Raw genomic sequence first — 23,995 nt, forward strand, 5'->3', positions numbered from 1 at the left:
TTACGGAGGTAATGAAATGAGAAAGTTAATGAACAAAGCACAAATGGAAATGGCAAAAGTAATGGTTAAAGGAAGAGCAATTCTTGCGGGAAATAGTGGTGAAGGAATGGTTGATTCGGCGGTCAAAATTTTGATCTCGATTGTCATTGGCGCATTGCTATTAGCGGGTTTGTACGCACTTTTTGGTGACGTGATTTTGCCAACTTTGCAAGAGCGTATTGAAGAAATGTTTAACTTTGCAGGATAAAAGGAGAGAGATGACAATGAATAAAAATAAAAGGCAGTGGTTAAGTTTTATTTTAGTTTTAAGTATATTATTATCCAACTTTTCAGGGTTGGTTTATGCAACAGAAAGTTCTTTCGCTGACGCAAGAGGGCATTGGGCAGAGGACGTCATAAATCGACTCACAGAAAAAGGTATCGTTCATGGATATCCGGATGGGCTGTGTCATCCGGATTCAATGATTACAAGAGCAGAGTTCTCTGCTCTTGTTGCACGAGTAACGAAGCTTCAGCCTAAGGATAAAGAGGTTGATTTTACAGGCTTTGAAGATATCCAAGGAAATTTTGCTCAAGAAGACATTGAAAGGCTTGTCGACGCAGGGATTATCCTTCAAGAAGAATATGGGCAGTACTATTATCCAAATACGCCGATTACTCGAATAGAAATCATAAGAATGATGGTTCGTTCCATTAATGAACATTCTCATGATGAAAATTTCACAGAGGATGCAAATTTTACGGATATAGCTGATGTATCTAAAGAGGACCTAGAATATATTTATCACGGTAAACAACATGGAATTATTTCAGGATATCCGGATGGAACGGTTCGACCTGAGGGAAAAGCTACTCGTGCAGAAGCCTTTTCCATGCTTGATCGGCTGTTTAAAATCAAAAATGAGATGGAGCAGACACAAGAGGAAGTGACGGATGAGGTAGAACTTATTGATGAAACTAAAGAACATGAGCAGACATCGGGGCATCGTCCATCACGTGTTCCGGCACCACAGTATCACTTTGAAGTTCCTAAAACGGCATATGTCGATGAGGAAATAAGCATTGTGCCAGAGAGCCGTTATGTCAAATCTGTTAAATGGACTGTTAGCAAAAATAATATTCCTATTGGACTTAACACAGCTATCGAAGGAGAGTTAACAGCTGATGGTGGTTTGGTTAAAATCAAATCCATGGGTAGCTATACACTGATGGCAACAGCGATGAATAGTCGAGGAAGAACGGTAACCCATGAGCAGACAATAACAGTCTATCCCAATATTACAACAGAATTAGATTTACTAGAAAAAGCGCATACGGATACATCGGTTATTGTTGATTTGATAACCGAAAATCTTGGAGAAAAAGATCTTGAGTGGTCGATTAAACAAGATGATAAAGTTATTGAGATGGACTCAGCTTTTACAGGAGAATTGTCAAATGAAGGTGGTACTGTACAATTCAAAAGTCAAGGGACTTATGAATTGATAGCAACCATTGAAGATGACTTGGGAAAGGTTATTACTGCATCGGATACAATCAACATTTATCCTGTAGCAAAAATTAACCTAGAGATGGAATCAATTACACATTCGGATAGACCAATCACCATCAAAACGGAAACAGAAAATATAGGAGACATGGAGCTTCAATGGACTCTGGCACGAAATGGTGAGGATATTCCGATTGTTGATTTTATTGAGGGTGAAATTACTGCAGGAAAACAAAGGATTCGTTTTAAAGAAAAAGGCGTCTATAACTTAACAGCTTCGGCTACCGATGAAACCGGTCGAGTCTTTACAGATAGTACTTCCGTTATGGTATATCCTGTAGGCTCTGCCGGTTTTTATTTGCCTGAACTATTTCATACAGATGATACGGTAACCGTTGAAGCGACTTTTAATGAAATTGGAGAACATCGTGCAGATTGGACCTTACTTAAAGATGGCGAACCAGTCGAGATTTCCAAGGTTACAACCGGACAATTAACGAATCAAGGTGGTGAATTACGTTTTAAACATAAAGGACAGTACATTTTAAGAGCGTCTTTCACTGATGATGGTGGAAGGAGCTATAGTTATGAGCAAACATTCAAGGTATATCCGGTACCTACTATAACGTATTCACTTCCTGAATACGCTCATACGGATACAGACATAAAGGTAGATGCAAATAGTACCGAGATCAATGACTTGACCGTTGAGTGGTTGCTTGATAATACCTTTGGATTTCAAGATTGGTCTACTTATGTTGATGGCACACTAAATAATGATGGAGGAACCATTCAATTTAAAAGAGCAGGCATCTATGAACTGGTCGCACGAATAATTGATGAAACCGGTCGTGTATTCTTATTTGAACCAGGAGATAGGACAGAGGTGTTACCGGTCTTAAATATCGATTTTGAACTTCCTAAGCTTGCCTATACGGACAGCACAATGGATATAAGAACACATGGTAACAATAGTGTTCTTCCTGTTGAATGGAAGATAACAAAAGATGGCGAAGAAATTTCTATGAATAAAGCCATTTTGGGTGAACTGAATGCTTATGGTGGTAAAATAACCTTTCTTAATGCGGGAGACTATGTTTTAACAGCAACGATAACAGATTTTCTTGGTCGAAGTTTTTCCCATAGTCAAGAAATAAGTATCCATCCAGTTATTCAGTATACGTTTACGATGCCTGAATCCATACATTTCGGAAAGACATTTGAGGTGGAAACGAGATCGTTAAACCTTGATGAAAATCAAGTGAAATGGACATTAGAAAAAACTGAAGAATCAGTTGAGTTTGAAGGAGAACTCACAAATGATGGAGGAGAAATAGCAATCCGAGATACCGGAGAATTTGTTCTTACAGCAACAATTATTGACCCTTACGGTCGAATGTATCAATCATCTGAGGGGATTGAAGTGACGAACACAGCACCGGAAGTCACTTTATCAGCAGTACCAACTCGAACAGCTAAGGAAGGAAAATTCTTCGTCAACATTGAAGCCAAAGCAACAGATGCCGATGGTGATGCAACAACGTTAGAATACGAAGGAAGAATGGCGGATGATTACTATGAAGTTGACACCCATACAATAAGAGTTCGTGCAAGAGATGAGGCTGGGTTCTATTCTCCGTGGTTGGAAAAGAGCTTTACAGTAGTAAATGCATCGCCAACAGTAACATTAAAAGTAACGCAAAGCAGAACCACTAAAGATGGTAAGTTCTTGGTTGAAGTTGAAGCATCAGCAACAGATGATGATGGTGATCAGACAACATTAGAATACGATGGAAGAACTCCTGACGATTACTATGAAGTTGGTAATCACGTGATACGGGTAAGAGCAAAAGATGAGGCTGGCTTCTATTCTCCGTGGTTAGAACAGAGCTTTACAGTAGTAAATGCAGCGCCAACATTTACGTTAACAGCGACTCAAACAAGAACCACTAAAGATGGTAAGTTCTTGGTTGAAGTTGAAGCTTCAGCAACAGATGCCGATGGCGATGCAACAACGTTAGAATACGAAGGAAGAACGGAGGATGATTACTACGAAGTAGGAGATCACATTATACGAGTAAGAGTAAAAGATGAGGCTGGCTTCTATTCTCCGTGGTTAGAAAAGAGTTTTACAGTAGTAAATGCAGCACCAACAGTTACATTAACAGCGACCCAAACAAGAACCATTAAGAATGGTAAGTTCTTGGTTAATATTCAAGCCGAAGCTACAGATGCTGATGGTGATACAACAACGTTAGAATATGAAGGAAGAACTCCTGGTGATTACTATGAAGTAGGCGATCACATTATACGGGTAAGAGCAAAAGATGAGGCAGGGTTCTATTCTCCATGGTTGGAAAAGAACTTTACTGTAGTAAATGCAGCGCCAATAGTAACACTAACAGCAACGCCAACTAGAACCATTAAGAATGGTAAATTCTTGGTCAATGTTCAAGCCGGAGCGACAGATGCTGATGGTGATCAGACAACATTAGAATATGAAGGAAGAACGCCGGACGATTACTATGCAGTCGGTACTCATACGATAAGAGTTCGAGCAAAAGACGAAGCCGGAGCTTATTCACCATGGTTGGCAAAAAACTTTACTGTAACAAACTCAGCGCCGACAGCGCCGGTCATCAGTCGATCACCAAGCGGTAACAGCGTTTCACCGGGGACACCAGTCACCATTACAGCCCTAAGTACAGATCCTGACGGAGACTCGATTTCCTATATTTGGGATGGTCGTAGTTCAGAAACACAGACATATCCTCGTGGGAAAAATGTTGTTCGTGTGAAGGCAGTCGATGCTGCCGGAGCTGAATCACCTTGGGCAGCCATTGTCTTTTTCGTGGCTGATGCAAATGGTGGCGGAGGAATGACTTTGACCGGTCCGGATTCTGTTATTTTAGAAGAAGGTCTGGAAGGGGCGACAATTACTGAATATACCTTTACCGTTCCTCCAGTATCCGGTCATAGCGGAAGTGATTTTGGTCGTGTACGAGGATATAATGTAAAAACAAAACAATGGGATCAGCTTGACTATGAAACAACCAAGAATGGTATTACATTCAGCAGAACATTGAGTTCAGGGGTTTATTCCCAACTAGAATTCTATTACTATACCAATCACAATTGCATGTACAACAAATCAAATATCACCTATTCAGTAAAGTATCACTTTGAGTAGAAAGAAAATATCAAGAAAGTGGCTTAAGTTATTCTTAGGCCACTCTTTCTGAAAGGAGGTCGGAAGCGATGGAGTATGTCATCATGCTATTAATTGGAGCCATATTAACAGGCTGTTTGGCATATGCAAATACACTCTTAGATGGCCTTGTTCCCATTGCCCTTCATGCAGAAGACTATATGGATACACTTCTTGGAACCAGTGGGATAAGTGGAATATTTGATATTTTCTTTTCATTTGGTGTTTCACTTATTGTCTTAAAATTTCTAAAAAAAGGTTTTGAGAGGTACATTTTATGGACGGAAGGTGATGCAGAGATTGAACCCATTATGCTACTTACAGGTTTCTTCAAGTCACTTGCGATCGCCATTAGTTTTCCAACATTATATGGTTGGTTGGCAGAAATTGTTGAAGACTTAAGCAATGAATTAATTACCACTGTCTCTAATGATATGGCAACGGATTTCAGTGCCATTATTACCGGTATTACTAGCGCAGGAATTTTCACAGGTATTGTGTCCATCATCTTCTTCATCTGCTTCTTTATGCTGTATGTACAGTTCCTAATAAGAGGACTTGAAATTCTGATTCTTAGAATAGGTCTACCCCTTGCCTGTGTGGGCTTAATGGATCAAGACAATGGCGTGTTTAGAACCTATATTCAAAAATTCTTTCAAAGTACAACAGCGGTTTTAGTCCAAATTGTCTTGGCAAAACTCGGTGTTTCGTTAATGCTCAATGCCCATGTGTTTTGGGGACTTGCAGCTCTTTTATTAGCTTTAAGGACACCGAAGTTCTTACAGGAATTCTTGATTGTTTCAGGTGGAAACGGTGGCGGTGGCATGATGAACCGAATTTACTCAACTGCTCGAATATACCAAATGGGAAAAGCGGTATTTACAAAATAGAAGGATGGTGAGGCAGTGGAACTTTTAAAAGAAATGGCTGATGCCTTCATCCTTTTAATTCGTGTAGGAGCAGTTTTAAGAGTCGTTCACTGCTTTATTCATATAGGAATCGATGAAGAACAAGGTGCTAGCTATAAAAAGAGAATGAAAAACACAGTAATCTTTTATGTCCTAGCAGAGAGCATATGGCAGATTAAAGATATAGTGATGAGTTATTACATGTGATGGAGGTGCGTATGGAAGAAAGAAAAAAGAATCCCTTGTATATTCCCCAAGGATTGAAAACAAGGGTTGAGATTTTTGACGGGTTCGGTAAAGAAGAGTTATTTAAAACCATTATTGTAACTATAGTTGTTGGCATTCTTGATATCCTGTATTACCTAATTTTTAAGAATACGGTGGTGAGTATTGTCACCATTCTTGTGGCAATTGCAGGAAGTGTCATGATGTTGACGAAAGACCATACCAATATTTCAGTAGTGGATCAGGTTGGGTTTATGGTTCGTTTTGCCAGGTCGCAAAAATTTTATCCTTATAAATATCAAGATGAATGGAGGTAGTACGAGTGGAACGAACCAATAAAGAAAAAGTGTTGTTAAAGATGGAAAAGGAGCTGGCAGTCATCTCGGATGGTAATTATGACTTGAGGTCTGGTGAAAATTATATGACTGCTGAAAGTATCCATTATGCAATTAGAAAATGGTTTTTGGAAGAACACATTCCTGATCATATTGCTGGATTGATGGCAAATCAAGATGAGCCACTGGAAAGAATGTATGATTTCTATGTGGATTCCGGTTATTTAACAAAAGAGGTTGATCATAAGCGCTTCATTAAAGACTATACGACATGTCTTTACTATGAACATTTAAAAAGTATTCTTCATGAAAAAGTAGAAAGAGAATATCAGCAATTTATTGAAGAATTCAAGCAAAAGTCACCTTATGATATGCCTAAATTGATTACAGAAATGACAGTAAAAATGCAGACCTACAGTATCTTTCGATATGATGATCAGTTTGATTTTACTGAGAGGTATTTTGAAAATCTTATCCCTATTGAAAACATCCTAGATAAGGTTTATAAAGCTTCTGAATTGAAAAGTGTATCAACGAATGATTTAGGGATTGTCGAAAAAGAAGTTAACAATAGTCTTATGGATTTGGCAAGAACTACAGAGGAAAATCAAGCAGTCGAGGATGATGGCTATGAAATGGATTGATATGATGCAGTACATTCATATTGTTCAATTGGTATCCTTCATCATGCTATTAACTTATGCTGCCATGATTGACCTCAAGACAAGAACAATACCGGATCATATACCTGTGCTAATCATTCTTATTGGATTGATTGATATTGAACCTATATCAGCAGTATTAGGGCTGATGCTTGTTCCTTTGCCTTATTTTATAATGGCACTTCTTAAAGAAAACAGCATTGGTGGTGGCGATATTAAACTAATGGGAGCATGTGGCTTTTATTTAGGCTTACAAGTTGGATATGTAGCAAGCATACTGGGGCTATTGTTTGCGATTATCATTCATTTAGCTTATAGCGTGATTGGAAGTAAAAAGATGACTAAAAGCATACCACTTGCCCCATATCTAGGAGCAGGCTCTTTAATAGCACATTTCATAGTTAGTTAACAGAAAAAATAGGAGGAATTTAAGTAATGAAAAAAATAATCAGAAACAGAACGGTTCTTGGGATAGCTAGTATAGTGCTATCTCTTATTATTTGTTTTGGATTGACCCCATTATTCAATCAGGCGATTTCTGAGAAGGTATCGGTTGCAAGAGTAACAGAGAATATTCAAAAGGGTGAGCGAATTACATCAAAGATGATAGAAACGGTTGAAATTGGTGGATATAATCTGCCACATACAGTTTTACGTCAGGAAGAAAATATCATTGGTAATTATGCCTTAACAGAACTTCATACAGGTGACTATGTTTTAAATTCTAAGATTTCAAGTAAACCGCTTGTAAATTATGAGTATTTGACGGATTTTGATGGTAGTGAACGAGCCATATCTGTCAGCATTAAAAGTTTTGCTGCTGGGTTGTCAGGAAAATTAGAACCAGGGGATATTGTTACTGTCATGGCTTCTGATTTTGGAGATATGAGAGAAACAGTAAGTCCTGCGGAGCTTCAATATGTAGAGGTGCTAGCAGTGACAGCCGGAACGGGTCTTGATACAGATGAATATGAAATAGATCGAGAAGCAATAGAAAAAGATAAAGAATTACCAGCTACAGTGACATTAAAGGCAACCTATGAACAAGCAAAACTCCTTGCAGAAATGGAAGCCAAGGGTAAAATTCATGTGGTCTTTGTGTATCGTGGTACAAAGGAAAATGTAGATAAGTTCTTGGATAAACAGAAGTTAATATTATCTGAAAGTATTGATGAAGCGCAAAAGGATGCAAATGAACCCGATGTTACCAATCAAGAAGATGAGGTACAAGGAACTAGTCAAGAAGTTGGGGAACAATTGGAGGAAGATAACAATGAAGAATAATAAAATCATTGCTATATGGGGCAATCCCAATAGCGGAAAAACTACTCTCAGCATTAAGATTGCAAATGAACTGGTTAAAAAAAATAAAAGTGTCATATTAGTGATGGCAAATCCATTCACTCCGGCTATTCATACAGTACTTCCCTTTACAGAAACAAAAGATCAGTCATTAGGAGCGTTATTATCTTCTATTCAGATTTCACAGGAAAATATTTTGAAAAAGTGCATTCCAGTCCAGAATACCAAAAACTTAAGTATTTTAAGCTATCTTCATGGTGAGAATATTCGAACTTATGCAGACTATGGGAAAGAGAGAGTTCTTGATTTTTTTATTCTGTTAAAGCATCTTGCAGATCACATTATTGTGGATTGCAGTAGTCAGTTTCACCATGATTTACTGTCAAGAGGTGCACTTGAATTATCAGATCAAGTCATTCGTTTAATATCACCAGACTTAAAAGCCATTAGTTTCTATGACGCTTCGTTACCTTTATTGGGAGAGCGAAAATACAACGTGGCAAATCATATTAAGATATTATCCAATGTGAAACCAGAAATGCCTAAAGATATTGTTGGGAATCGTTTTGGTGGTATTCAGAATGAACTGGATCATTGTGAGGAACTTCAACGACAAGTACTAGAAGCGAGACTCTTTGAAACACTAACAGATAAAAAAAGCGAGGGTTACAATAAGCAACTTCAAAGCCTTATGGATATATTGTTCTTTGGTGAAGATGATCATGAGAAAAAAGAAAAGAAGAAGGAAAAGAAACTTAAAATTGCTTTTCTCAAAAAAGGGAGTGATGCGTAGATGAGTGGCGTGTTTTTAGAATCAGCAAAGAATATCCGAGATTTTTCTGATATCCTTCAGGAAGTGCAGGAATATGTATCAGGGAAATATGCAATTTTAATATCCTATGACAGTGAAAAGCAAAAAGAACAGATGAAGTCCTATATTACCAAGTATTTGATGGATTATTCTTTAGCGGTTGAAGATATGAACCTAGACGAGTTGGTAGAAACTCTATACTCAGAAATGGCAGAGTATTCATTTCTAACGAAGTATTTGTTTCGTAGTGACATAGAAGAAATAAATATCAACGCATGGAATGATATTAAGGTCACTTATTCAAATGGCGAAATTTTACCTATAAAAGAAACATTTAATTCACCAAGGCATGCCATTGATGTTATTAGAAGACTACTTCATAAAAGTGGTATGATTATTGACCAGTCACAGCCAATTGTTGTAGGTCATTTATCTGAGCGTATTAGAATCACAGTTTTAGGACAAGGTGTTATTGATCCTGCTGTTGGTGTTGCGGTATCTATTCGTATTGTCAATCCCAAGAAACTGGTTAAAGAGGATTTCATCAGACAAAATACAGCAAGTGAAGAAATGCTAGACTTCCTGTCATTGACACATCGATATGGTGAAAGCCTTTGTATAACAGGAGCAACATCTAGCGGTAAGACGACACTCATGAGTTGGATTCTTTCTACACTACCTGATAACAAAAGGCTATATACCATTGAAAACGGTACAAGAGAATTTAATTTGGTCAAAAAAAATGAAAAAGGTGAAGTTATCAACAATGTTATCCACACCGTAACACGCCATAGTGATGATCCAAAACAGAATATTACCATGGTTAAATTGCTTGAAACAGGACTTACAGTTAACCCCGATTATATCTGTGTAGCAGAGATGAAGTCGGAAGAAGCATTTTTCGCCCAAGAATCGGCAAGAACCGGCCATGGGGTAACAACCACCATTCATGCAAGCTCTTGTATTGCTACCTATTATCGAATGGTAACCCTTTGTAAACAGCGATATGATATGGATGAAAGAACTCTGTATAATCTGGTAACAGAAGCCTTTCCCATTGTTGCATTTTCAAAGAAGTTAGAAGACAACTCAAGGCATATCATGGAAATTACCGAATGTGAAATCAAAGAAGATGGTTCAAGAGAAATCAGGACGCTGTATAAATTCAATGTAATGGATAATGCTTTTGTTGATGGCAAACTTAAGATCATTGGAGAATATGAAAAGGTCAATGACATATCATCATCTCTTGAAAAAAGACTTTTAGAAAACGGTATACCAAGTAACCTATTAGAACGGTTTAAAGGAGGTGGGAAGCATGAATAGTTTATTGTTTGTCGCATTTATAGCAATGAGTATAGGTCTCTTTGTGGCATTTGGACTTTCACCCTTTGATATGGCAACGGAGATTCTAAAAAAGAGAGCTAAAAAGGAACAGGCATTAAATGAAAGAATCAAAGCATTAACCAGTAAGAAAAAGAAAAAAGGACTGAAAAAGCTTATTGATGAAACCAAACATGTATTACAAATGACCAATAAAGAAAATCTATTTATGCTGATTGTCATTCTATCCCTAGTATTTATGGCCATCGGCTTTTTTATTGCCATTACACTAGGTAATATGTTTCTTGTGCCGGTACTAACTATTGGGTTTTCACTAATTCCTTTTTGGTACGTCCAATTTACAGCGACAAAGTGGAAAAAGGGACTAAACAGTGAACTGGAAACAGCTTTATCAGTCATTACAACATCTTATCTAAGAAGTGAGAGCATTATCACAGCTATCGAAGAAAATGTAAACTATATCAATCCACCGGTTCAGAATGTGTTTCATGCTTTTTTAACACAAACGAAATTGATTAATGCCAATACAAAAATGGCACTGGAAAGCTTAAAACCAAAAATAGAAAGCTCGGTATTTCATGAATGGGTGGATGGGCTTATTGATTGTCAGGAAGATAAAAACCTTAAAAGTACGCTGACACCTATTGTATCTAAATTATCAGATATGAGAATGGTCTCAGCTGAACTTGATTATCTTCTATATGAACCAATTAAAGAATTTGTTACCATGGCAATATTATTAGTTGGCAACATACCACTCATGTATATGCTCAATAAAGATTGGTATCATACCTTGATGTTCACAGGCATTGGTAAATTTGTACTAGCGGTCTGTGGTATTGTCATATTTGTTTCATTAGCAGCGGTCGTTAAATTATCTAAGCCTGTGGAATACAAAAGGTAGAAAGGGGGATATGATGATACAAATTTTACTTTTATTTTTGATATCCTTTTCTTTAGGTGTGTATCTGATTTTGAAGGATGTATTAAAGTTGCCTTCAGGACGAGCTATTAAAGCGGTTCACGTCATAGATAAAAGGGAAAGAAAAAAATCAAAGAATCTTGAAGTGTTAATCAATGAGTGGGCTATTAGGTTATCTAAAGTAGTCCATATGACAGATTACAGCAAACGAAAACTTACAGCGACTTTAAAATCGGCAAATATAAAGCTCTCACCAGAAACATTTGTTGCGAGAGCTTGGCTAAAAGCGGGGATGATGCTACTTTTTATAATCCCTGCTTTATTTATTTTTCCAATGGTGTTCCCAGTTATATTGTTTTTAGCAGTAGCAGTTTATTTTAAAGAGATTCGAAGTGCTGATGAAGCTGTCAGAAAAAGAAGAGAAGATATCGAGTTTGAATTGCCACGTTTTGTTTCTACCTTATCTCAGGAATTAAAAGCCAATCGAAATGTGCTTAATATCTTGGAAACCTACAAACAAAATGCAGGCAAGAGTTTTAAAAATGAGCTAGAGATTACCGTGGCAGACATGAAGTCAGGCAGCTATGAATCAGCCCTTACAAGAATGGAAGCAAGGCTCAACAGCCCATCGCTGTCTGAAACGATTCGTGGGCTTATTGGTGTACTAAGAGGTGATGATGGTGTTGTGTATTTTCAAATGTTATCCCACGATTTGAAACAGCTAGAGTTACAACGATTAAAAACAATAGCCATGAAAAGACCGGCAAAGATAAGGAAATATTCATTTGCAATGCTCTTTTGCTTTTTGATGATGTATCTATCCGTTATGTTTGTTGAAATTATTGAAACCCTTGGGAAACTATTTTAGGAGGTGGTCGAATGATAGAGATTTTAAAGTCGAAACGGGGAGAGGGATATATTGATGTTGTGGTGGTTGTTCTTGTAGCGATGATGGTCATTGCTATGGCAGTTAAGGTCTATCCTGTTTTTGTAGTGAAGAGTGATTTAAACACATTTGCTAACGAGCTTGCAAGGGTGGCAGAGATTGAAGGACGAATTGGTTCAGAAACTACGGCCAAAAAAAATGAACTCAGGGCAAGTCTTGGGATTGATCCAGCAGTGAACTGGTCTACATCAGGGAATATTGATCTCAATGAAGAGTTTAGCGTTGTTTTAACATTACCTGTAGATATTGGCTTTTTTGAATTTGGCTCCTTTCCCATTACCTTGACCGCTAAGGCAACAGGCAGATCGGAGGTATATCACAAGTGATGAAAATCATAAAAGATAAACAAGGCAGTGCAGCGATCTTTGCCATTGTCATTATTTTATGTCTGATACTTCTCTTTACAGTTGTAAGTGAATACTTAAGATTACAAATCATAGCAAGTGGTGTCAGATATGCCCTACAATCTTCTGTTATTGCTGTAGCGACTGAAAACTATGATGAAGTCTACAACGGTTTAAGAGAAGGTTATTCTGGTGGTTATCAGTTAGATGAGGTGGATAGATGGGAAGAGCGAGTTGATTCAGGTGCAGTGCTCATGAAATTAAGTGATAAACTGGGACTTATCGGCGGCAATAAATATGCAGGTGGGTATTTGGAATATCGCTTATACGATTTGGATATTCAGATTAATAATGCGCCTTTTGCAATGAGTGACAATAACAACAGATTTGAAGCAGAAGCCTGGGTGACACTTCTTGTACCTTTATCATTTGGTTGGGAGCACTTACCACCAATGGAGATTCGACTTAAAGTTAATGCTGGGTATAGTCCAAAGTTCTAAAAAAATAAGTGAAGTATAGACAAATAAAATCACTGATGATAATATGTATATATAGAACATGTATAATTTATACATATTGTTATTGGAGTTGATGAACATGAAAAATAAACCATCTATAAATCTAAATGAACCAAGTTTCTATATCTTATTGGCATTGTCAAAGGAGCCGATGAGTGGTTACGAACTAACAAGAGACATACTAAATATCACAAAAGGTAGACTTGAAGTAAAAACTGGAACAATGTACCCAACCCTAAAAAAGTTGTTGAAGCTTGAGCTCATTGAGCAGATCGACGAAACTAGCCAAGAAAGAAACAAGAAGATATATCAATTGACAGAAGAAGGGAAGAAAATCCTTCAACATGAAGTTGATATGCTCAAAGAAAAATTAGAAGAAGTAAAGTTAATTATGAACGAAACCTAAGGAGGTCGTGGATATGAAAAAAATGAATTCAAAACAAATAACTTTGGTTACAGGAACATCTTTAATCATAGTTGCAGTAATATTCGGTGCTTTGATTTTTTCGAAGCTCAATACAGGGGAAGTTGCAAAAGACATTGTATTATCTGAAAATCAAGATGATACCCCCGTTGCAGAAGAAATAGAAGAAAATGAAGAAGTTAAGCAAGTCGTTGAAGTTCCTAAAATTCAGGATACTGAAACAAAGCTGACAGAAGATAAGAATGAAGTTACAGTCATTGATGAACCAATGCCTGAACCACCAGATAAACCAGAACTAGAAGCGCCAAAAGATAAACCTGAAACTAATGACGATATAGAAAATATGGATAATGTGCCAGAGTACAAGGAAGAAGATTTAGTTGTTGAACCTGAGGAAGTTGTTGTGGTGAATGAACCCCAAGAATCAACAGAACCAGAGCCAGAGCCAGTAGTAGAAGAAGAGAGCGAAAGCAATTTAGTACCATCATCTAAAAACCCATTTTTAAATCCAGAGAATGCGGCAAAACCTATAGAGTCAAATGGCGAAGACTATTATGAAGATGGAAGAAAAGCTGGTGAAGGCGACAAATTTTAACCAATTAAAAATATTTTAGACAGTCTCTTAGAAAGTAGGAGCTGTCTTTTTTTATGGAGGAATGAAAATGATGAAGAAATTTAAAAGTGTACTAGTACTATTTCTTGTCATGGTATTATTGATTGGTTCTTTAACCGTATATGCCGATGACAATGCTGATACAGGTTCAGGTGATACAAGTAATGCACTGGATGGTAAAGGGTTTTACCGTGGCAGTGAATATATGTATAAAGTATCTGTATATGTTGGTTTGTCAGATCAAGCTGATAAGAATACAAATTTAAGCTCAGATTGGAAAATGATTGGCTCAAGACCTATATATGTTAAACCATCCAACTTTTCAATGCCATCAAACGTGTTTTTTGGTATTGAAAATAAAGTGAGTTATCAAGAGGGAAATGCTTTAACACCTAATAACAGTCCAATCATAGTTACTGACAATCCACCACCAATACCAATTACGAATGGTGGTAATATAGGCTCTGTAAAATCCTATTTTGGAGATGTAAATACGCTTGATATGTTTATAAATTATTTTGCCACTCAAAAAGGAACTTCTAGAGAAGGTCTAGTTAAAAACATAAGTTTTACTATTGAAGGTGATAGAAAATTCTATCCCGCAGAAGAAATCCTGCCCATCAAAGTTGATGGCCAATATCAAAATAAAGTGCCATGGCTTATTGTGTATGAACCTGTGATTATTTCATACCTAAAAGACCGTACAACTATATTAGCCTTTACTGCCACAGAATATGCCTTAGCTCAAAAGCTAGGGTATTTTAATTTTAGGGGTGGAGCTGATGGGCAGTATATTTCAGGGATGACCCATTCTGATTTGCCAAATTCAATTTTTTTAGAAGAAAGTTGGTTTGGTTATCCGGTAACGTCTGCACTTCCTGATAATGTGTATTGGGATTTAGATCGTATCATAGCAGGCGGTGGTTGGGGTATGCGCCTATTAAAGGCGAATTCGGTCAATGTAGTTGAAAATGATACAGAGTATGACTATGGGTATCGTGTTGACACAGATGTTATTACGTCAGTTCGAATTTACGCAAGTGATGACATAACGCCTGATAACCGCCATGTAAGTGAAGCTGCCTACAAAAATCCAGTTAAAAATACAGCCACTGTAACCATCACTGCCAATGGCTATTCAAAGAGTACAGAAGTTGTTATTCCTAGTGGCGGTTCAGAACTTGTTTGGCTCAAATGGCATACTCCAAACATGCCTAGTGATGTAACAATTCAAGTAAATATTAGTGGAAACAGTGCAGCTAAAATTGATGGAACAAGTCGAAGTGCTACTTTAATTGGTAAAGTTGTAGATTTAAGCTTGAGCGAACCACCAAATCCAACGGCCAATGAACGAAACAATCATTTTACCTTACCAAGTATTCCGGTAAAAGCAGAGAAAATTAATGCGAATTGGGGTGTGTATGATTGTAACTGGATTCCAAAATGGGTATGGCATCCAAAATGGGAATGGGAATCTGATTGGCAGAAGGATTACTATACCTATCATCATTCTGGTGGATGCAGAGATACTGATGGTGATGGAGATGACGATTATTGCCCGGGGCACAGAAGGTATCGCTGGGTTGATCGAGGCGAGTGGGTTGATAACGGTCATTGGGTAGATGAAGGACACTGGGAATATGATTATACGAACTATAGTGCCAGTCTCACAGGGGCGATGACATTAAAACCAGATGAAAAATCGCCAACCGCTGACGGAGAGGTTATGAGATCAGGCTATGGTGTGAATATCAATGTTTCAACCTTCCCAACAACCAATGCACCAGGTTCTCACGTTACCAATGCTCAAAATGTTATTACCTATTTCCCTGAGTTTCATTATGACACTTACTGGAGGTTGCTGGATGCAACGGGATATGGTGAATTTGCTTTTAAGGATAATAAGTATTCAACATATAATAGCCGAGTTCATTTTACACCACTATGGTTTCCAGATGGAAGGTATAGTGTCTATTCAGAAATAATTGATATGTGGACGCCAGATGGCATGCTTAGAATTAATTTAAATGACGATGTGACCATTGATGGAGATTTATACATGGACTGGCACATAGGTAAATTAAGATAAAAAATTATCCGAGTAAAATAGTAGAAAAGCCAAAATTAAAGCCTTTCTTATATAATTTTACTCGGATAACTTTACTTTGATTAATTAGTTACTTTGATTATATTTGTTTAAGAATGTCAACAATCCAACTTTGACAGGTTCGATAGATTGATTGTCAATCATGGAAGTATTTAACACTTCTCCCCTTTCTCGCAAGTATTTATTCGCTAATTCAGGAGTAACGCTCGCATAAATAGTTGTTGACATTATTGAAGAATGACCTAAAAAAGCTTTAATTACAACAAGTGATTCACCACATTCTAGCATATGAACTGCTATGGAATGTCTGAAGGAATGAGGTGTGTATGTCTTTTGTCTGAAAAGATGTGGATAGTCATCCTTGGATTTTGTAACGTATTTTTTTACTACTTCCTCAACACAAGAAATAGACATTTTTTCATGAGTTCTACTCGAAAAAACATGCCTTAATCTATCATTTTGGCAAGAAACATCCAAATTTCTGCTTATAAGATAACTTTTAAGCATTGCAGCACAATTTTGTGGTATTGTTACTAAACGTGCTTTGTTGCCTTTACCAACAAGTCGAATGTTAGTTTCTGTACCAAAGTAAAGGTCATTTAGAGTTAAATCACATATTTCTTGAGCGCGAGCACCACTTGCATATAACAAACTGAGCAACATAGTATTCCTTTTACCAATAGCTGTCCCAATATTTGGTGCCTTAAGAATGATTGAGATTTCTTCCTTTGTGAAATACTTGATGTCTGAATTTTTTGGTACATTTTTCTTTGGGATTGCAATGGTATCTGAATGAAAGCGTAAAGCTTCTTTAAAATTATTCTTCAAAGCATATTTTGCAAATGATAGAATTGCTGTACGCCTTAAATTTCGTGTAGCCGGAGAACATCCTCGTTTTGTTTCAAGCCACAATAAAAATGCTGAAATGTTTTCAGATGTAAGAGTATCAAATGTAATCTTATCTGGAGTTACCCCTTCTTTCTCATACAAAAATTCATAAAGCAATTGAAATGCATATTGGTATGAAATTATGGTATTTTTACTCAAACCTTTCACATCTGGCAGATAAGAAAAAAAATAGTCATTAAGTGCAGTTAGTAATGTATTAGTTTTCAATGAAATTCACCTCCGGAAATAAGTTCCCTATATCAGCATTTACTCTTTGGTGTGACTGTGTATATACCGAATGATTAGAACGTAAGTAAGCTTCAGTTTCTTTGATGCTATCGTGTCCTAAATAAGCAGCTAAGAATGGAGCGGTATCTTCAAACCTTCGCCCATCATTCTCAGATTTAAGGAATGATTTCAAAGTAAAATAATGTCTTAAGCAATGAGGGCAAGGTCCTCGTTTTCGATTATTTTGTTTTGCATAATTAATGCCAGCAGCTTTTAACACTCGTATAAACCATTCATAAAATGTATTATTTTTAAATGGATTTCCGGGCTGAAAGTCACTTTCAAATAGATAATCACTACAAATACCATCAACTTTTGTCATTTCTTTATAGGCCTTTAAAATTGCAGTCAATGAACTATCCATCGGTACAAATCGCTGCTTGAGATTCTTGGCTTTCGTAATAGTAAGAACCCCGTTTTCAAGGTCAATATTCTTCCAACGCAATGTAAGTCCTTCACCTAATCGCAAACCACATCCAAATAATATACGCAGAAGAACTGGAAAAATCAAAACTGAGTGAGAAATCCTGCTACGTGCTTCAAAGTTGTCTGCTGCTTCAATTATCTTATTAATTTCAGTATCTGAAAATACATAAGGTATATAATCATTTTGAAATTTATAGGAGTCAGGATAACTTGCATCAATTTTAAGAGAATTGAGATATTTAGTAAAAGCCCTCATATGAGAAAGATTTTTTATTTTAGTTTTTGCACTTACATCTCTAGTTTTTAACCAAGAGGATATGGTATCAGCAGGTAGTTTTTTTTCAATATAATTAATTGTATCCAGATACTTATCCAGACTTCTTAACGAGCTTTGAACTTGATCAATATATTTGCCGTTTTTAGAAAGTAGATGCAAATAGTTATTCATTTCAGTAGCAAAAAATACTCTTAAAGACGTATTTCATTGGAAGTCACCTCCAATCTTGTGTTTAGATATTCAGCAAGTTTTCCAGTTGGCATTGGAACTTCAATTGCACAAGTCCGAAGAGACTCAATATCAAACGCTACATAGTGCTTGATGGTAATAGGATCTTCATGGCCAAGAATTTTTCTGACTACATCATAAGGTACTTTTTCAGCTACCAATTCACTTGCAAATGTCATTCTTAATGCGTGAGCTCCTTTTTTTCGTTCACCCACATCAATTTCAGCATCTTTAATGTATTGACTAATAAACTGATATATAGAACTTGTAGTTACACCTCTGATTGGAACTACGGCTGACAAGAAAATATTTGGGATGTCTGAATCCGGTCGTGCTGTGGAAATATATGATAGCAATGCATTCTCAATTTCTGGTAGAAGTTCTAGATGTTGCGATACTTGCGTTTTTTCTTGAATGAAGTTGATTTCTTTATTTTTGAAGTCAATATCAGTGATCTTTAATTTAACGATGTCTCCAGTGCGAATTCCGAGCCTTAATGCTAAAAGTATTATTGCATAATTCCGTTTTCCCGCTTTAGTATCTAAATCAATACTATTCAAGATTTTATCTGTTTCACTCTTTGTGTAAACCGACGGAACAGGCCGCGAATATCTAAATGAAGGTACAAAAAACGAATAATCATCTTCAAGATATTTCTTTCTAAATAGGTAACGCAGGAATTGTCTTAATACTGAAAAAAAGCTTCGTTTTCGATTCTCAATTTGTGACAGGCTATATATATTTTCCGCTGTAATGAGTTCAATACTTTTTACATTACATTCATCAAATTTTTTCAGTACTTTAATTAAGTTGAACTGATAATCTTCAATTGTTCTTGCCCGAAAACCACAGGATTTTAAGTATTCGATAAATTCTGAGAAGATCTCATCGAATTGTTCAGGGCATTTTTTAGTTTCTCTTTTTCTCCTAGAAGCTAAACTTTTCCCATTTGTAAAAGAATCAAATCTGCAAAGCGTACTATTCATTGTTTTAAAAGTATCCTTGCTGTAAATTATTGATGCTTCTTTTAAGAAGTTTTCAGCTGCTTCTTTAGAATAATTGATATTATTATCAATCATAAATTTTTTAAATTGTTTTACTGCAGATTTGAATTTATAAATGGTGGTTTCACTATATCCGATTTCAAGGAGGTGTTCAAAGAACAAATCCCATTCATCAATTAAGAAACCCTTGTCAACAGAGTTAATTTCATTTACCATATTTTTCTTTGTACACTAAATATGATTATTTAGTATAGCGCTCCTTTCGATTTTATTTGTTTTGTTTATATCCTTATGATGTAAAGTAAAATCCGTTGTAGATAAGTCACTTAATCGTTATTATCATTATATATCTAAGGCAAAATAAACTCATATTAGAGAATCTAGTAATAGAAATAATACAATAAGCAGAAGACTGAATGGGGCATTAATTAAAACAACTAACCTATTAATTTAATTTTTGAGTTAATATTAGAGTTTCATGTAACATAAAATTATCCGAGTAACTATTTATGAAAAAGGCGTAGTTATGCTCTTTCCATCTGAATTACTCGGATAATTTTTTATCTTAATTTACCGATGTTATTCGAGTTCTCGGATAACATCGGACCAAAATAGAGGGGGAATGAGACATGGCAATAGACCCGGCAACACTAAAAGCAGCAGCAAAAATTGCTACTACAGTTTTGTCAGATGAAAAGGGCAGGCGAATCGTATTGGTTGCCTGCCTTGTTCCATTTATCATCATTCTACTAGTTTTATCATCACCATTTGCCATCTTTTTTTCAATACTTGATGGTCAAGAAGAAACGGTATCGGTTATCAGTGTATTGGATGAAATGAAAGAAGATTTTAGATATAGCGTACAGCAGGAACAAGCCGATTCGACCGCAGATATCATTAAAACTATAGTTATGGGAAGTGAAAACGGGGCACTAATTGATAATTCCGAAGACGTGTTGATTGCTTTCGCTGTGAAATATAATGTGACAAAAGATGATGCAGAGCAGATTGCAGTTCTATCTGACAATCAACTAGAAAAGCTTAGACAAGTCTACCTAGATATGAACGTAATAACCACTACTTATGAAACCACATCAAAAGAAGTTGAAGTCACGACAACGAATGATGATGGAGAGTCGGTTACTGAGACTAAAACAGTTACAACAACCACTAAAATTATTACTATTGACAGTTTGACAGCAGAAGATATCGGTGAAATTTATGGATTTGATGATGTGCAGAATCAGATGATTGCTGAAATGCGTCAAAGTGGATATGGTATATTTATGGCTTCGGGTAACAGCAAGACTTTTCTGGCTAGGGAAGAAATTGAAGAGATAAAAAGTCATATCTCCGAAGGCACAATCATCGAAAGTGAAAAAGTTGTTGAAGTAGCAGAAAGCTTAGTCGGGAAAGTGAATTATTTTTGGGGAGGAAAAAGTCTAGCTATCGGATGGGATAATCGCTTTGGAACAGATATGGAAGTAACTTCACCGGGAAGCTCAACTACAAGTACAATACGTCCCTTTGGCTTGGATTGTTCAGGCTTTGTGACTTGGGCATTCGTTAATGCAGGATTACCTGCTAATTCAATTGAATCAACCATAGGGCATGGCACAACAGCTCAGTGGAATGTATCTACAAGTATTCCGGCAAGTGCAGCAATGAAAGGCGATCTCGCTTTTCTTGCAATACCAGGAACGAGAAAGGTTAATCATATTGGTATCGTTACAGGTAGAAACGATAACGGACAAATCATGGTCATTCACTGTTCATCAGGTGCTAACAACGTTTCAATATCAACAGCAGAAAGTGTTGGTTTTCTATATTATAGAAGACCGGCAGTTCTAATCAATTAAAGTCAGGAGGTTAAGCATGAATCCAGTATTACCAATTATTATGATTTTATTATGTGCTATTGCAGGAGCAGTAGCATTTTTCTTTTTAAAGAGACCAAAGCAACTAAAGAATGATCAGATTAATGAGAATCAAAAGACAGCTCAGGAGTTTGTTAATGTGAAAGATATTCATGATAGATTCTTATATACAAGAGATGGTCAGATTATCGCTTATATTAAGATTCACCCCATTAGCATAGATTTATTTTCAGACAGCGAAAAAGAACAGATTTCAAAGGTTTTAACAGCTGAATTATCTAGTGTTCAGAAACCCTTTAAGTTTTTAGCAGTCTCAAGACCAGTCGATATCACACCACTGGTGAATGAGTACCAAAGTCTTTTATCAGAGACCAAAGATCAAAAGCAAAAAGAACTCCTCAGACATGAAATCATGGAGATTAGCAATTTTGCTACCAGTGGTGAAGTTATAGAAAGAAACTTTTTTATCATGCTTTGGAGTCGATATCGAGAAGGCATAGAATCGGATTTGATTAAAGAGTGTAAGGAAATGATTCAAAAGTTTGAAAGTGTCAACATTCATTGCGACATCATAAAAGAACAAGAAATAACTAGGCTGTGTAATTCTATTAATAATCCTGCATATATTTATTATGAGTAGGATAATTTGGTGAATACGATTATAAAATATGGTTATAATAAATGCTATGCAAAATTAAAATTCGATACATAATGTATCGAATAACAAAAATATATTTACAAATCAAGTGTTTTGTGATAAGATTTATTGTAACCGGAGGTGTATGTAATGAAAGATTCTATGATTCGTATAAAAGAAGCTGAACTCTATAATATAAAAAATGTTGAATATGGAAAAATTGATTTTTCAAATGATAATGCATCATCAAAAAAATTAATGCGTTCTGAGATCGTTGGCATATATGGTCAAAATGGTTCAGGTAAAACAGCATTTGTTGATGCTATGTGGCTTATTAAACACCTTATAAGTGGAAAAGAGCTACCTAAAAACGCAGGTGATTATATCTTTGAAACAGAAAAAACAGCGACGATCAAACTTGGTTTTGATTTGAACCAAGGTGACCATGAGTATCAGATTTTCTACGAAGTAGAGATTGAAAGAACAGATGAAAACAAAGCTAAAGTCATTCGAGAAAACTTAACGTACAAAGAGCTTATTGATGGTGCTTGGAAAAGTAAAGCGGGAATTATTGATTATCACGTAAAAAACAAAGAATATGTTTTCAAACCGGTAAAAAACTATCGTTTACTCACTTCAAATAATGCTGATGTTCAAATTGATTTAGGTGTTGCGAAAAAAATGTCAGATAAAAACAGTACCTCTTTTGTTTTCAGCAGTGAGTTAGAAGATATCATTAAGAAAAGCGATGCTTTTAAAAACTACACAGATATTATTATAGCTTTAAAACATTATGCCAATGTTAATCTGTTCATCATAAAGAATCACCATTCAGGAATGATTAATATGAATGTGTTAATTCCCTTTAGTTTCAGGTTATTGGATGAGAAAAAGGTGACACAGGGAGATTTGGCAATAGGTCTGTTAAAGCCATCGGTTGTACCTGAAGAAGTATATAATGTTGTGGTTAAAATTATTGACCAGATGAATATTGTACTTGAGACCATTGTTCCAGGTCTTAATATCGGTTTGAAAAACCATGGCAAGCAACTTAGAGAAGATGGTAATGAAGGGATTCGGATTGAATTGATCTCCATAAGGGATGACATAAAAGTGCCTTTAAAATATGAATCTGATGGTATCAAAAAAATCATCTCAATATTGAGTACTTTGATAACAATGTTTAATAATCCTACAGTTTGTATGGTGGTTGATGAACTGGATGCCGGCATATTTGAATATTTACTCGGTGAAATTCTTCAGATTATCAGTGAAAACGGAAAAGGACAGTTGATCTTTACTTCTCATAATTTGAGACCCCTTGAGATGCTAGATACAAGTTCGATTATATTTACAACAACGAATCCTAAAAATCGATATATGCGTTTTACAAATGTTAAGAGCAACAATAACTTGAGAAACCTGTATTATCGAAGCATTAATCTTGGTGGACAAAAAGAGGAAATCTATAAAGAAACCAACAGCTTTGATATCAGTCGTGCCTTCAGGATTGCTGGGAGGGTGATTGATGAAAACTAAAAAAGTCATTCTATTTATTGTAGAAGGTGTCACAGATAAAACATCATTAGGTGGCATTATTGATAAATTGGTTTCGTCGAATCTGGTAAGGTTCTATATAACCGGAGGAGATATAACCAGTGATCGATTTTCAAATAGCTCTAATGCCATTACAAAAGTCAATGATCATGTTAAAGCTTTTCTAGCAAGAGAACTAGGAATAAAAAAGAGCGATATCATTCAGATCGTTCATCTAATCGACATGGATGGGGCTTATATAGAAAGTGATCAAATTCAAGTGGAAGAAGTAGAGGAATTTGCTTATTCGGAATCTGCGATTATTGCAAACGGGGTAGAGCGTGTTCTTGAAAGAAACAGTAGAAAACAGCAAGTCATTAATCGATTATCACTCTGTCCAAAGATATCCGGTATTCCGTATAGCATGTATTATTTTTCTTGTAATCTTGAACACGTTTTGCATAATGAGATAAATTTGGCAGATGAATTGAAGATGGAGTATGCTGAGAGGTTTTCTGATTCCTATTATAAGACGGAAACGACATTTATTGACTTCATTCGAGATGAACAGTTTGCAGTTAAAGGCGATTACAAAGAGACTTGGGAATTTATAAAACTTAACGGAAATTCCCTCAAACGGTATAGCAATTTTCACTTGTTCTTTGAATAAAAAAAG

24 protein-coding genes are annotated in these 23,995 nt (G+C 36.1%); 21 read left to right on the plus strand and 3 right to left on the minus strand.

All coding sequences use genetic code 11. The features are described from left to right. Positions 1 to 43: 43 nt before the first annotated feature. The 17 genes from ACQ4KW_RS03320 to ACQ4KW_RS03400 all read left to right on the plus strand — a co-directional run bounded on the left by ACQ4KW_RS03320 (position 44) and on the right by ACQ4KW_RS03400 (position 16,140). Entirely contained in the window at positions 44 to 247 is a 204-nt protein-coding gene (locus ACQ4KW_RS03320) for a DUF6133 family protein (protein WP_430886534.1), read from the plus strand. A gap of 16 nt (positions 248 to 263) precedes the next feature. Beyond that, positions 264 to 4,679: an S-layer homology domain-containing protein gene (locus tag ACQ4KW_RS03325; protein WP_430885116.1), complete on the plus strand. Its 4,416-nt coding sequence runs from the start codon at positions 264 to 266 to the stop codon at positions 4,677 to 4,679. Between the two features lie 68 nt (positions 4,680 to 4,747). Continuing rightward, positions 4,748 to 5,587: a conjugal transfer protein TrbL family protein gene (locus ACQ4KW_RS03330; protein ID WP_430885117.1), complete on the plus strand. Its 840-nt coding sequence runs from the start codon at positions 4,748 to 4,750 to the stop codon at positions 5,585 to 5,587. A gap of 15 nt (positions 5,588 to 5,602) precedes the next feature. Beyond that, the gene (locus ACQ4KW_RS03335) at positions 5,603 to 5,812 is read left to right on the plus strand and encodes a mercury transporter (protein ID WP_430885118.1); all 210 of its coding nucleotides are present in this window, start codon (positions 5,603 to 5,605) and stop codon (positions 5,810 to 5,812) included. An 11-nt stretch (positions 5,813 to 5,823) separates the two neighbouring features. Beyond that, positions 5,824 to 6,147, plus strand: a complete 324-nt coding sequence (locus ACQ4KW_RS03340) for a hypothetical protein (protein ID WP_430885119.1) — start codon at positions 5,824 to 5,826, stop codon at positions 6,145 to 6,147. 5 nt (positions 6,148 to 6,152) lie between these two features. Beyond that, positions 6,153 to 6,809: a hypothetical protein gene (locus tag ACQ4KW_RS03345; RefSeq protein WP_430885120.1), complete on the plus strand. Its 657-nt coding sequence runs from the start codon at positions 6,153 to 6,155 to the stop codon at positions 6,807 to 6,809. After that, entirely contained in the window at positions 6,796 to 7,236 is a 441-nt protein-coding gene (locus ACQ4KW_RS03350) for a prepilin peptidase (RefSeq protein WP_430885121.1), read from the plus strand. Before ACQ4KW_RS03345 ends, ACQ4KW_RS03350 begins: the two co-directional genes overlap by 14 nt. A 26-nt stretch (positions 7,237 to 7,262) precedes the next feature. Next, on the plus strand, positions 7,263 to 8,111 hold the full coding sequence (gene cpaB, locus ACQ4KW_RS03355) for a Flp pilus assembly protein CpaB (protein ID WP_430885122.1): 849 nt from the start codon (positions 7,263 to 7,265) through the stop codon (positions 8,109 to 8,111). Further along, positions 8,101 to 8,922 carry an AAA family ATPase gene (locus ACQ4KW_RS03360; RefSeq protein WP_430885123.1) on the plus strand — a complete coding sequence of 274 codons (822 nt, stop codon included), beginning with the start codon at positions 8,101 to 8,103 and terminating at the stop codon, positions 8,920 to 8,922. Before cpaB ends, ACQ4KW_RS03360 begins: the two co-directional genes overlap by 11 nt. Continuing rightward, positions 8,923 to 10,266, plus strand: a complete 1,344-nt coding sequence (locus ACQ4KW_RS03365; protein ID WP_430885124.1) for an ATPase, T2SS/T4P/T4SS family — start codon at positions 8,923 to 8,925, stop codon at positions 10,264 to 10,266. Continuing rightward, on the plus strand, positions 10,259 to 11,188 hold the full coding sequence (locus ACQ4KW_RS03370) for a type II secretion system F family protein (protein ID WP_430885125.1): 930 nt from the start codon (positions 10,259 to 10,261) through the stop codon (positions 11,186 to 11,188). The genes ACQ4KW_RS03365 and ACQ4KW_RS03370 overlap by 8 nt, the downstream gene beginning before the upstream one ends. A gap of 13 nt (positions 11,189 to 11,201) precedes the next feature. Continuing rightward, positions 11,202 to 12,074 carry a secretion protein F gene (locus ACQ4KW_RS03375; protein WP_430885126.1) on the plus strand — a complete coding sequence of 291 codons (873 nt, stop codon included), beginning with the start codon at positions 11,202 to 11,204 and terminating at the stop codon, positions 12,072 to 12,074. Between the two features lie 11 nt (positions 12,075 to 12,085). After that, positions 12,086 to 12,478, plus strand: coding sequence for a DUF4320 family protein (locus ACQ4KW_RS03380; protein WP_430885127.1), 393 nt, complete (start codon positions 12,086 to 12,088; stop codon positions 12,476 to 12,478). Next, positions 12,478 to 12,996: a hypothetical protein gene (locus ACQ4KW_RS03385; RefSeq protein ID WP_430886535.1), complete on the plus strand. Its 519-nt coding sequence runs from the start codon at positions 12,478 to 12,480 to the stop codon at positions 12,994 to 12,996. The genes ACQ4KW_RS03380 and ACQ4KW_RS03385 overlap by 1 nt, the downstream gene beginning before the upstream one ends. 97 nt (positions 12,997 to 13,093) lie before the next feature. After that, a complete protein-coding gene (locus ACQ4KW_RS03390) occupies positions 13,094 to 13,420 on the plus strand; it encodes a PadR family transcriptional regulator (RefSeq protein ID WP_430885128.1) in 327 nt (108 codons plus the stop codon). A 13-nt stretch (positions 13,421 to 13,433) separates the two neighbouring features. Then, a complete protein-coding gene (locus ACQ4KW_RS03395; protein ID WP_430885129.1) occupies positions 13,434 to 14,033 on the plus strand; it encodes a hypothetical protein in 600 nt (199 codons plus the stop codon). A gap of 67 nt (positions 14,034 to 14,100) precedes the next feature. Continuing rightward, positions 14,101 to 16,140, plus strand: coding sequence for a hypothetical protein (locus ACQ4KW_RS03400; protein ID WP_430885130.1), 2,040 nt, complete (start codon positions 14,101 to 14,103; stop codon positions 16,138 to 16,140). Between the two features lie 84 nt (positions 16,141 to 16,224). Here the strand turns inward: ACQ4KW_RS03400 and ACQ4KW_RS03405 are convergent, their stop codons facing one another. Genes ACQ4KW_RS03405 through ACQ4KW_RS03415 form a run of 3 tightly spaced genes read right to left on the minus strand, consistent with a single transcriptional unit; the run spans position 16,225 to position 19,485 of the window. After that, a complete protein-coding gene (locus ACQ4KW_RS03405) occupies positions 16,225 to 17,274 on the minus strand; it encodes a tyrosine-type recombinase/integrase (RefSeq protein ID WP_430885131.1) in 1,050 nt (349 codons plus the stop codon). Then, a complete protein-coding gene (locus ACQ4KW_RS03410) occupies positions 17,264 to 18,208 on the minus strand; it encodes a tyrosine-type recombinase/integrase (RefSeq protein ID WP_430885132.1) in 945 nt (314 codons plus the stop codon). Before ACQ4KW_RS03410 ends, ACQ4KW_RS03405 begins: the two co-directional genes overlap by 11 nt. Before the next feature lie 20 nt (positions 18,209 to 18,228). After that, positions 18,229 to 19,485: a tyrosine-type recombinase/integrase gene (locus ACQ4KW_RS03415; protein ID WP_430885133.1), complete on the minus strand. Its 1,257-nt coding sequence runs from the start codon at positions 19,483 to 19,485 to the stop codon at positions 18,229 to 18,231. Positions 19,486 to 19,898: 413 nt separating this feature from the next. On the opposite strand from ACQ4KW_RS03415, the gene ACQ4KW_RS03420 reads away from it, so the two are divergent. The 4 genes from ACQ4KW_RS03420 to ACQ4KW_RS03435 all read left to right on the plus strand — a co-directional run bounded on the left by ACQ4KW_RS03420 (position 19,899) and on the right by ACQ4KW_RS03435 (position 23,989). Beyond that, positions 19,899 to 21,128, plus strand: a complete 1,230-nt coding sequence (locus tag ACQ4KW_RS03420) for a C40 family peptidase (protein WP_430885134.1) — start codon at positions 19,899 to 19,901, stop codon at positions 21,126 to 21,128. A 16-nt stretch (positions 21,129 to 21,144) separates the two neighbouring features. Then, positions 21,145 to 21,786 (plus strand): hypothetical protein, encoded by a 642-nt coding sequence (locus ACQ4KW_RS03425; RefSeq protein ID WP_430885135.1) that lies wholly within the window; start codon positions 21,145 to 21,147, stop codon positions 21,784 to 21,786. 147 nt (positions 21,787 to 21,933) lie between these two features. After that, entirely contained in the window at positions 21,934 to 23,322 is a 1,389-nt protein-coding gene (locus tag ACQ4KW_RS03430; RefSeq protein ID WP_430885136.1) for an AAA family ATPase, read from the plus strand. After that, positions 23,312 to 23,989, plus strand: coding sequence for a hypothetical protein (locus ACQ4KW_RS03435; protein ID WP_430885137.1), 678 nt, complete (start codon positions 23,312 to 23,314; stop codon positions 23,987 to 23,989). The genes ACQ4KW_RS03430 and ACQ4KW_RS03435 overlap by 11 nt, the downstream gene beginning before the upstream one ends. The last annotated feature ends 6 nt before the right edge of the window (positions 23,990 to 23,995 follow it).

The organism is Tianxiuia mixotrophica (assembly GCF_050596425.1).
In the GTDB taxonomy this organism is placed as follows: Bacteria; Bacillota; Clostridia; order Peptostreptococcales; family Acidaminobacteraceae.

Bases quoted from the DNA above. Each gene is read 5' to 3' on its own strand.
- ACQ4KW_RS03410 (WP_430885132.1), bottom strand. From the start codon at position 18,208: ATGAATAACTATTTGCATCTACTTTCTAAAAACGGCAAATATATTGAT.
- ACQ4KW_RS03390 (WP_430885128.1), top strand. From the start codon at position 13,094: ATGAAAAATAAACCATCTATAAATCTAAATGAACCAAGTTTCTATATC.
- ACQ4KW_RS03340 (WP_430885119.1), top strand. From the start codon at position 5,824: ATGGAAGAAAGAAAAAAGAATCCCTTGTATATTCCCCAAGGATTGAAA.
- ACQ4KW_RS03415 (WP_430885133.1), bottom strand. From the start codon at position 19,485: ATGGTAAATGAAATTAACTCTGTTGACAAGGGTTTCTTAATTGATGAA.
- ACQ4KW_RS03435 (WP_430885137.1), top strand. From the start codon at position 23,312: ATGAAAACTAAAAAAGTCATTCTATTTATTGTAGAAGGTGTCACAGAT.
- ACQ4KW_RS03395 (WP_430885129.1), top strand. From the start codon at position 13,434: ATGAAAAAAATGAATTCAAAACAAATAACTTTGGTTACAGGAACATCT.
- ACQ4KW_RS03430 (WP_430885136.1), top strand. From the start codon at position 21,934: ATGAAAGATTCTATGATTCGTATAAAAGAAGCTGAACTCTATAATATA.
- ACQ4KW_RS03380 (WP_430885127.1), top strand. From the start codon at position 12,086: ATGATAGAGATTTTAAAGTCGAAACGGGGAGAGGGATATATTGATGTT.
- ACQ4KW_RS03350 (WP_430885121.1), top strand. From the start codon at position 6,796: ATGAAATGGATTGATATGATGCAGTACATTCATATTGTTCAATTGGTA.
- ACQ4KW_RS03385 (WP_430886535.1), top strand. From the start codon at position 12,478: ATGAAAATCATAAAAGATAAACAAGGCAGTGCAGCGATCTTTGCCATT.
- ACQ4KW_RS03370 (WP_430885125.1), top strand. From the start codon at position 10,259: ATGAATAGTTTATTGTTTGTCGCATTTATAGCAATGAGTATAGGTCTC.
- ACQ4KW_RS03400 (WP_430885130.1), top strand. From the start codon at position 14,101: ATGATGAAGAAATTTAAAAGTGTACTAGTACTATTTCTTGTCATGGTA.
- ACQ4KW_RS03420 (WP_430885134.1), top strand. From the start codon at position 19,899: ATGGCAATAGACCCGGCAACACTAAAAGCAGCAGCAAAAATTGCTACT.
- cpaB (WP_430885122.1), top strand. From the start codon at position 7,263: ATGAAAAAAATAATCAGAAACAGAACGGTTCTTGGGATAGCTAGTATA.
- ACQ4KW_RS03360 (WP_430885123.1), top strand. From the start codon at position 8,101: ATGAAGAATAATAAAATCATTGCTATATGGGGCAATCCCAATAGCGGA.
- ACQ4KW_RS03425 (WP_430885135.1), top strand. From the start codon at position 21,145: ATGAATCCAGTATTACCAATTATTATGATTTTATTATGTGCTATTGCA.
- ACQ4KW_RS03320 (WP_430886534.1), top strand. From the start codon at position 44: ATGGAAATGGCAAAAGTAATGGTTAAAGGAAGAGCAATTCTTGCGGGA.
- ACQ4KW_RS03325 (WP_430885116.1), top strand. From the start codon at position 264: ATGAATAAAAATAAAAGGCAGTGGTTAAGTTTTATTTTAGTTTTAAGT.
- ACQ4KW_RS03330 (WP_430885117.1), top strand. From the start codon at position 4,748: ATGGAGTATGTCATCATGCTATTAATTGGAGCCATATTAACAGGCTGT.
- ACQ4KW_RS03365 (WP_430885124.1), top strand. From the start codon at position 8,923: ATGAGTGGCGTGTTTTTAGAATCAGCAAAGAATATCCGAGATTTTTCT.
- ACQ4KW_RS03375 (WP_430885126.1), top strand. From the start codon at position 11,202: ATGATACAAATTTTACTTTTATTTTTGATATCCTTTTCTTTAGGTGTG.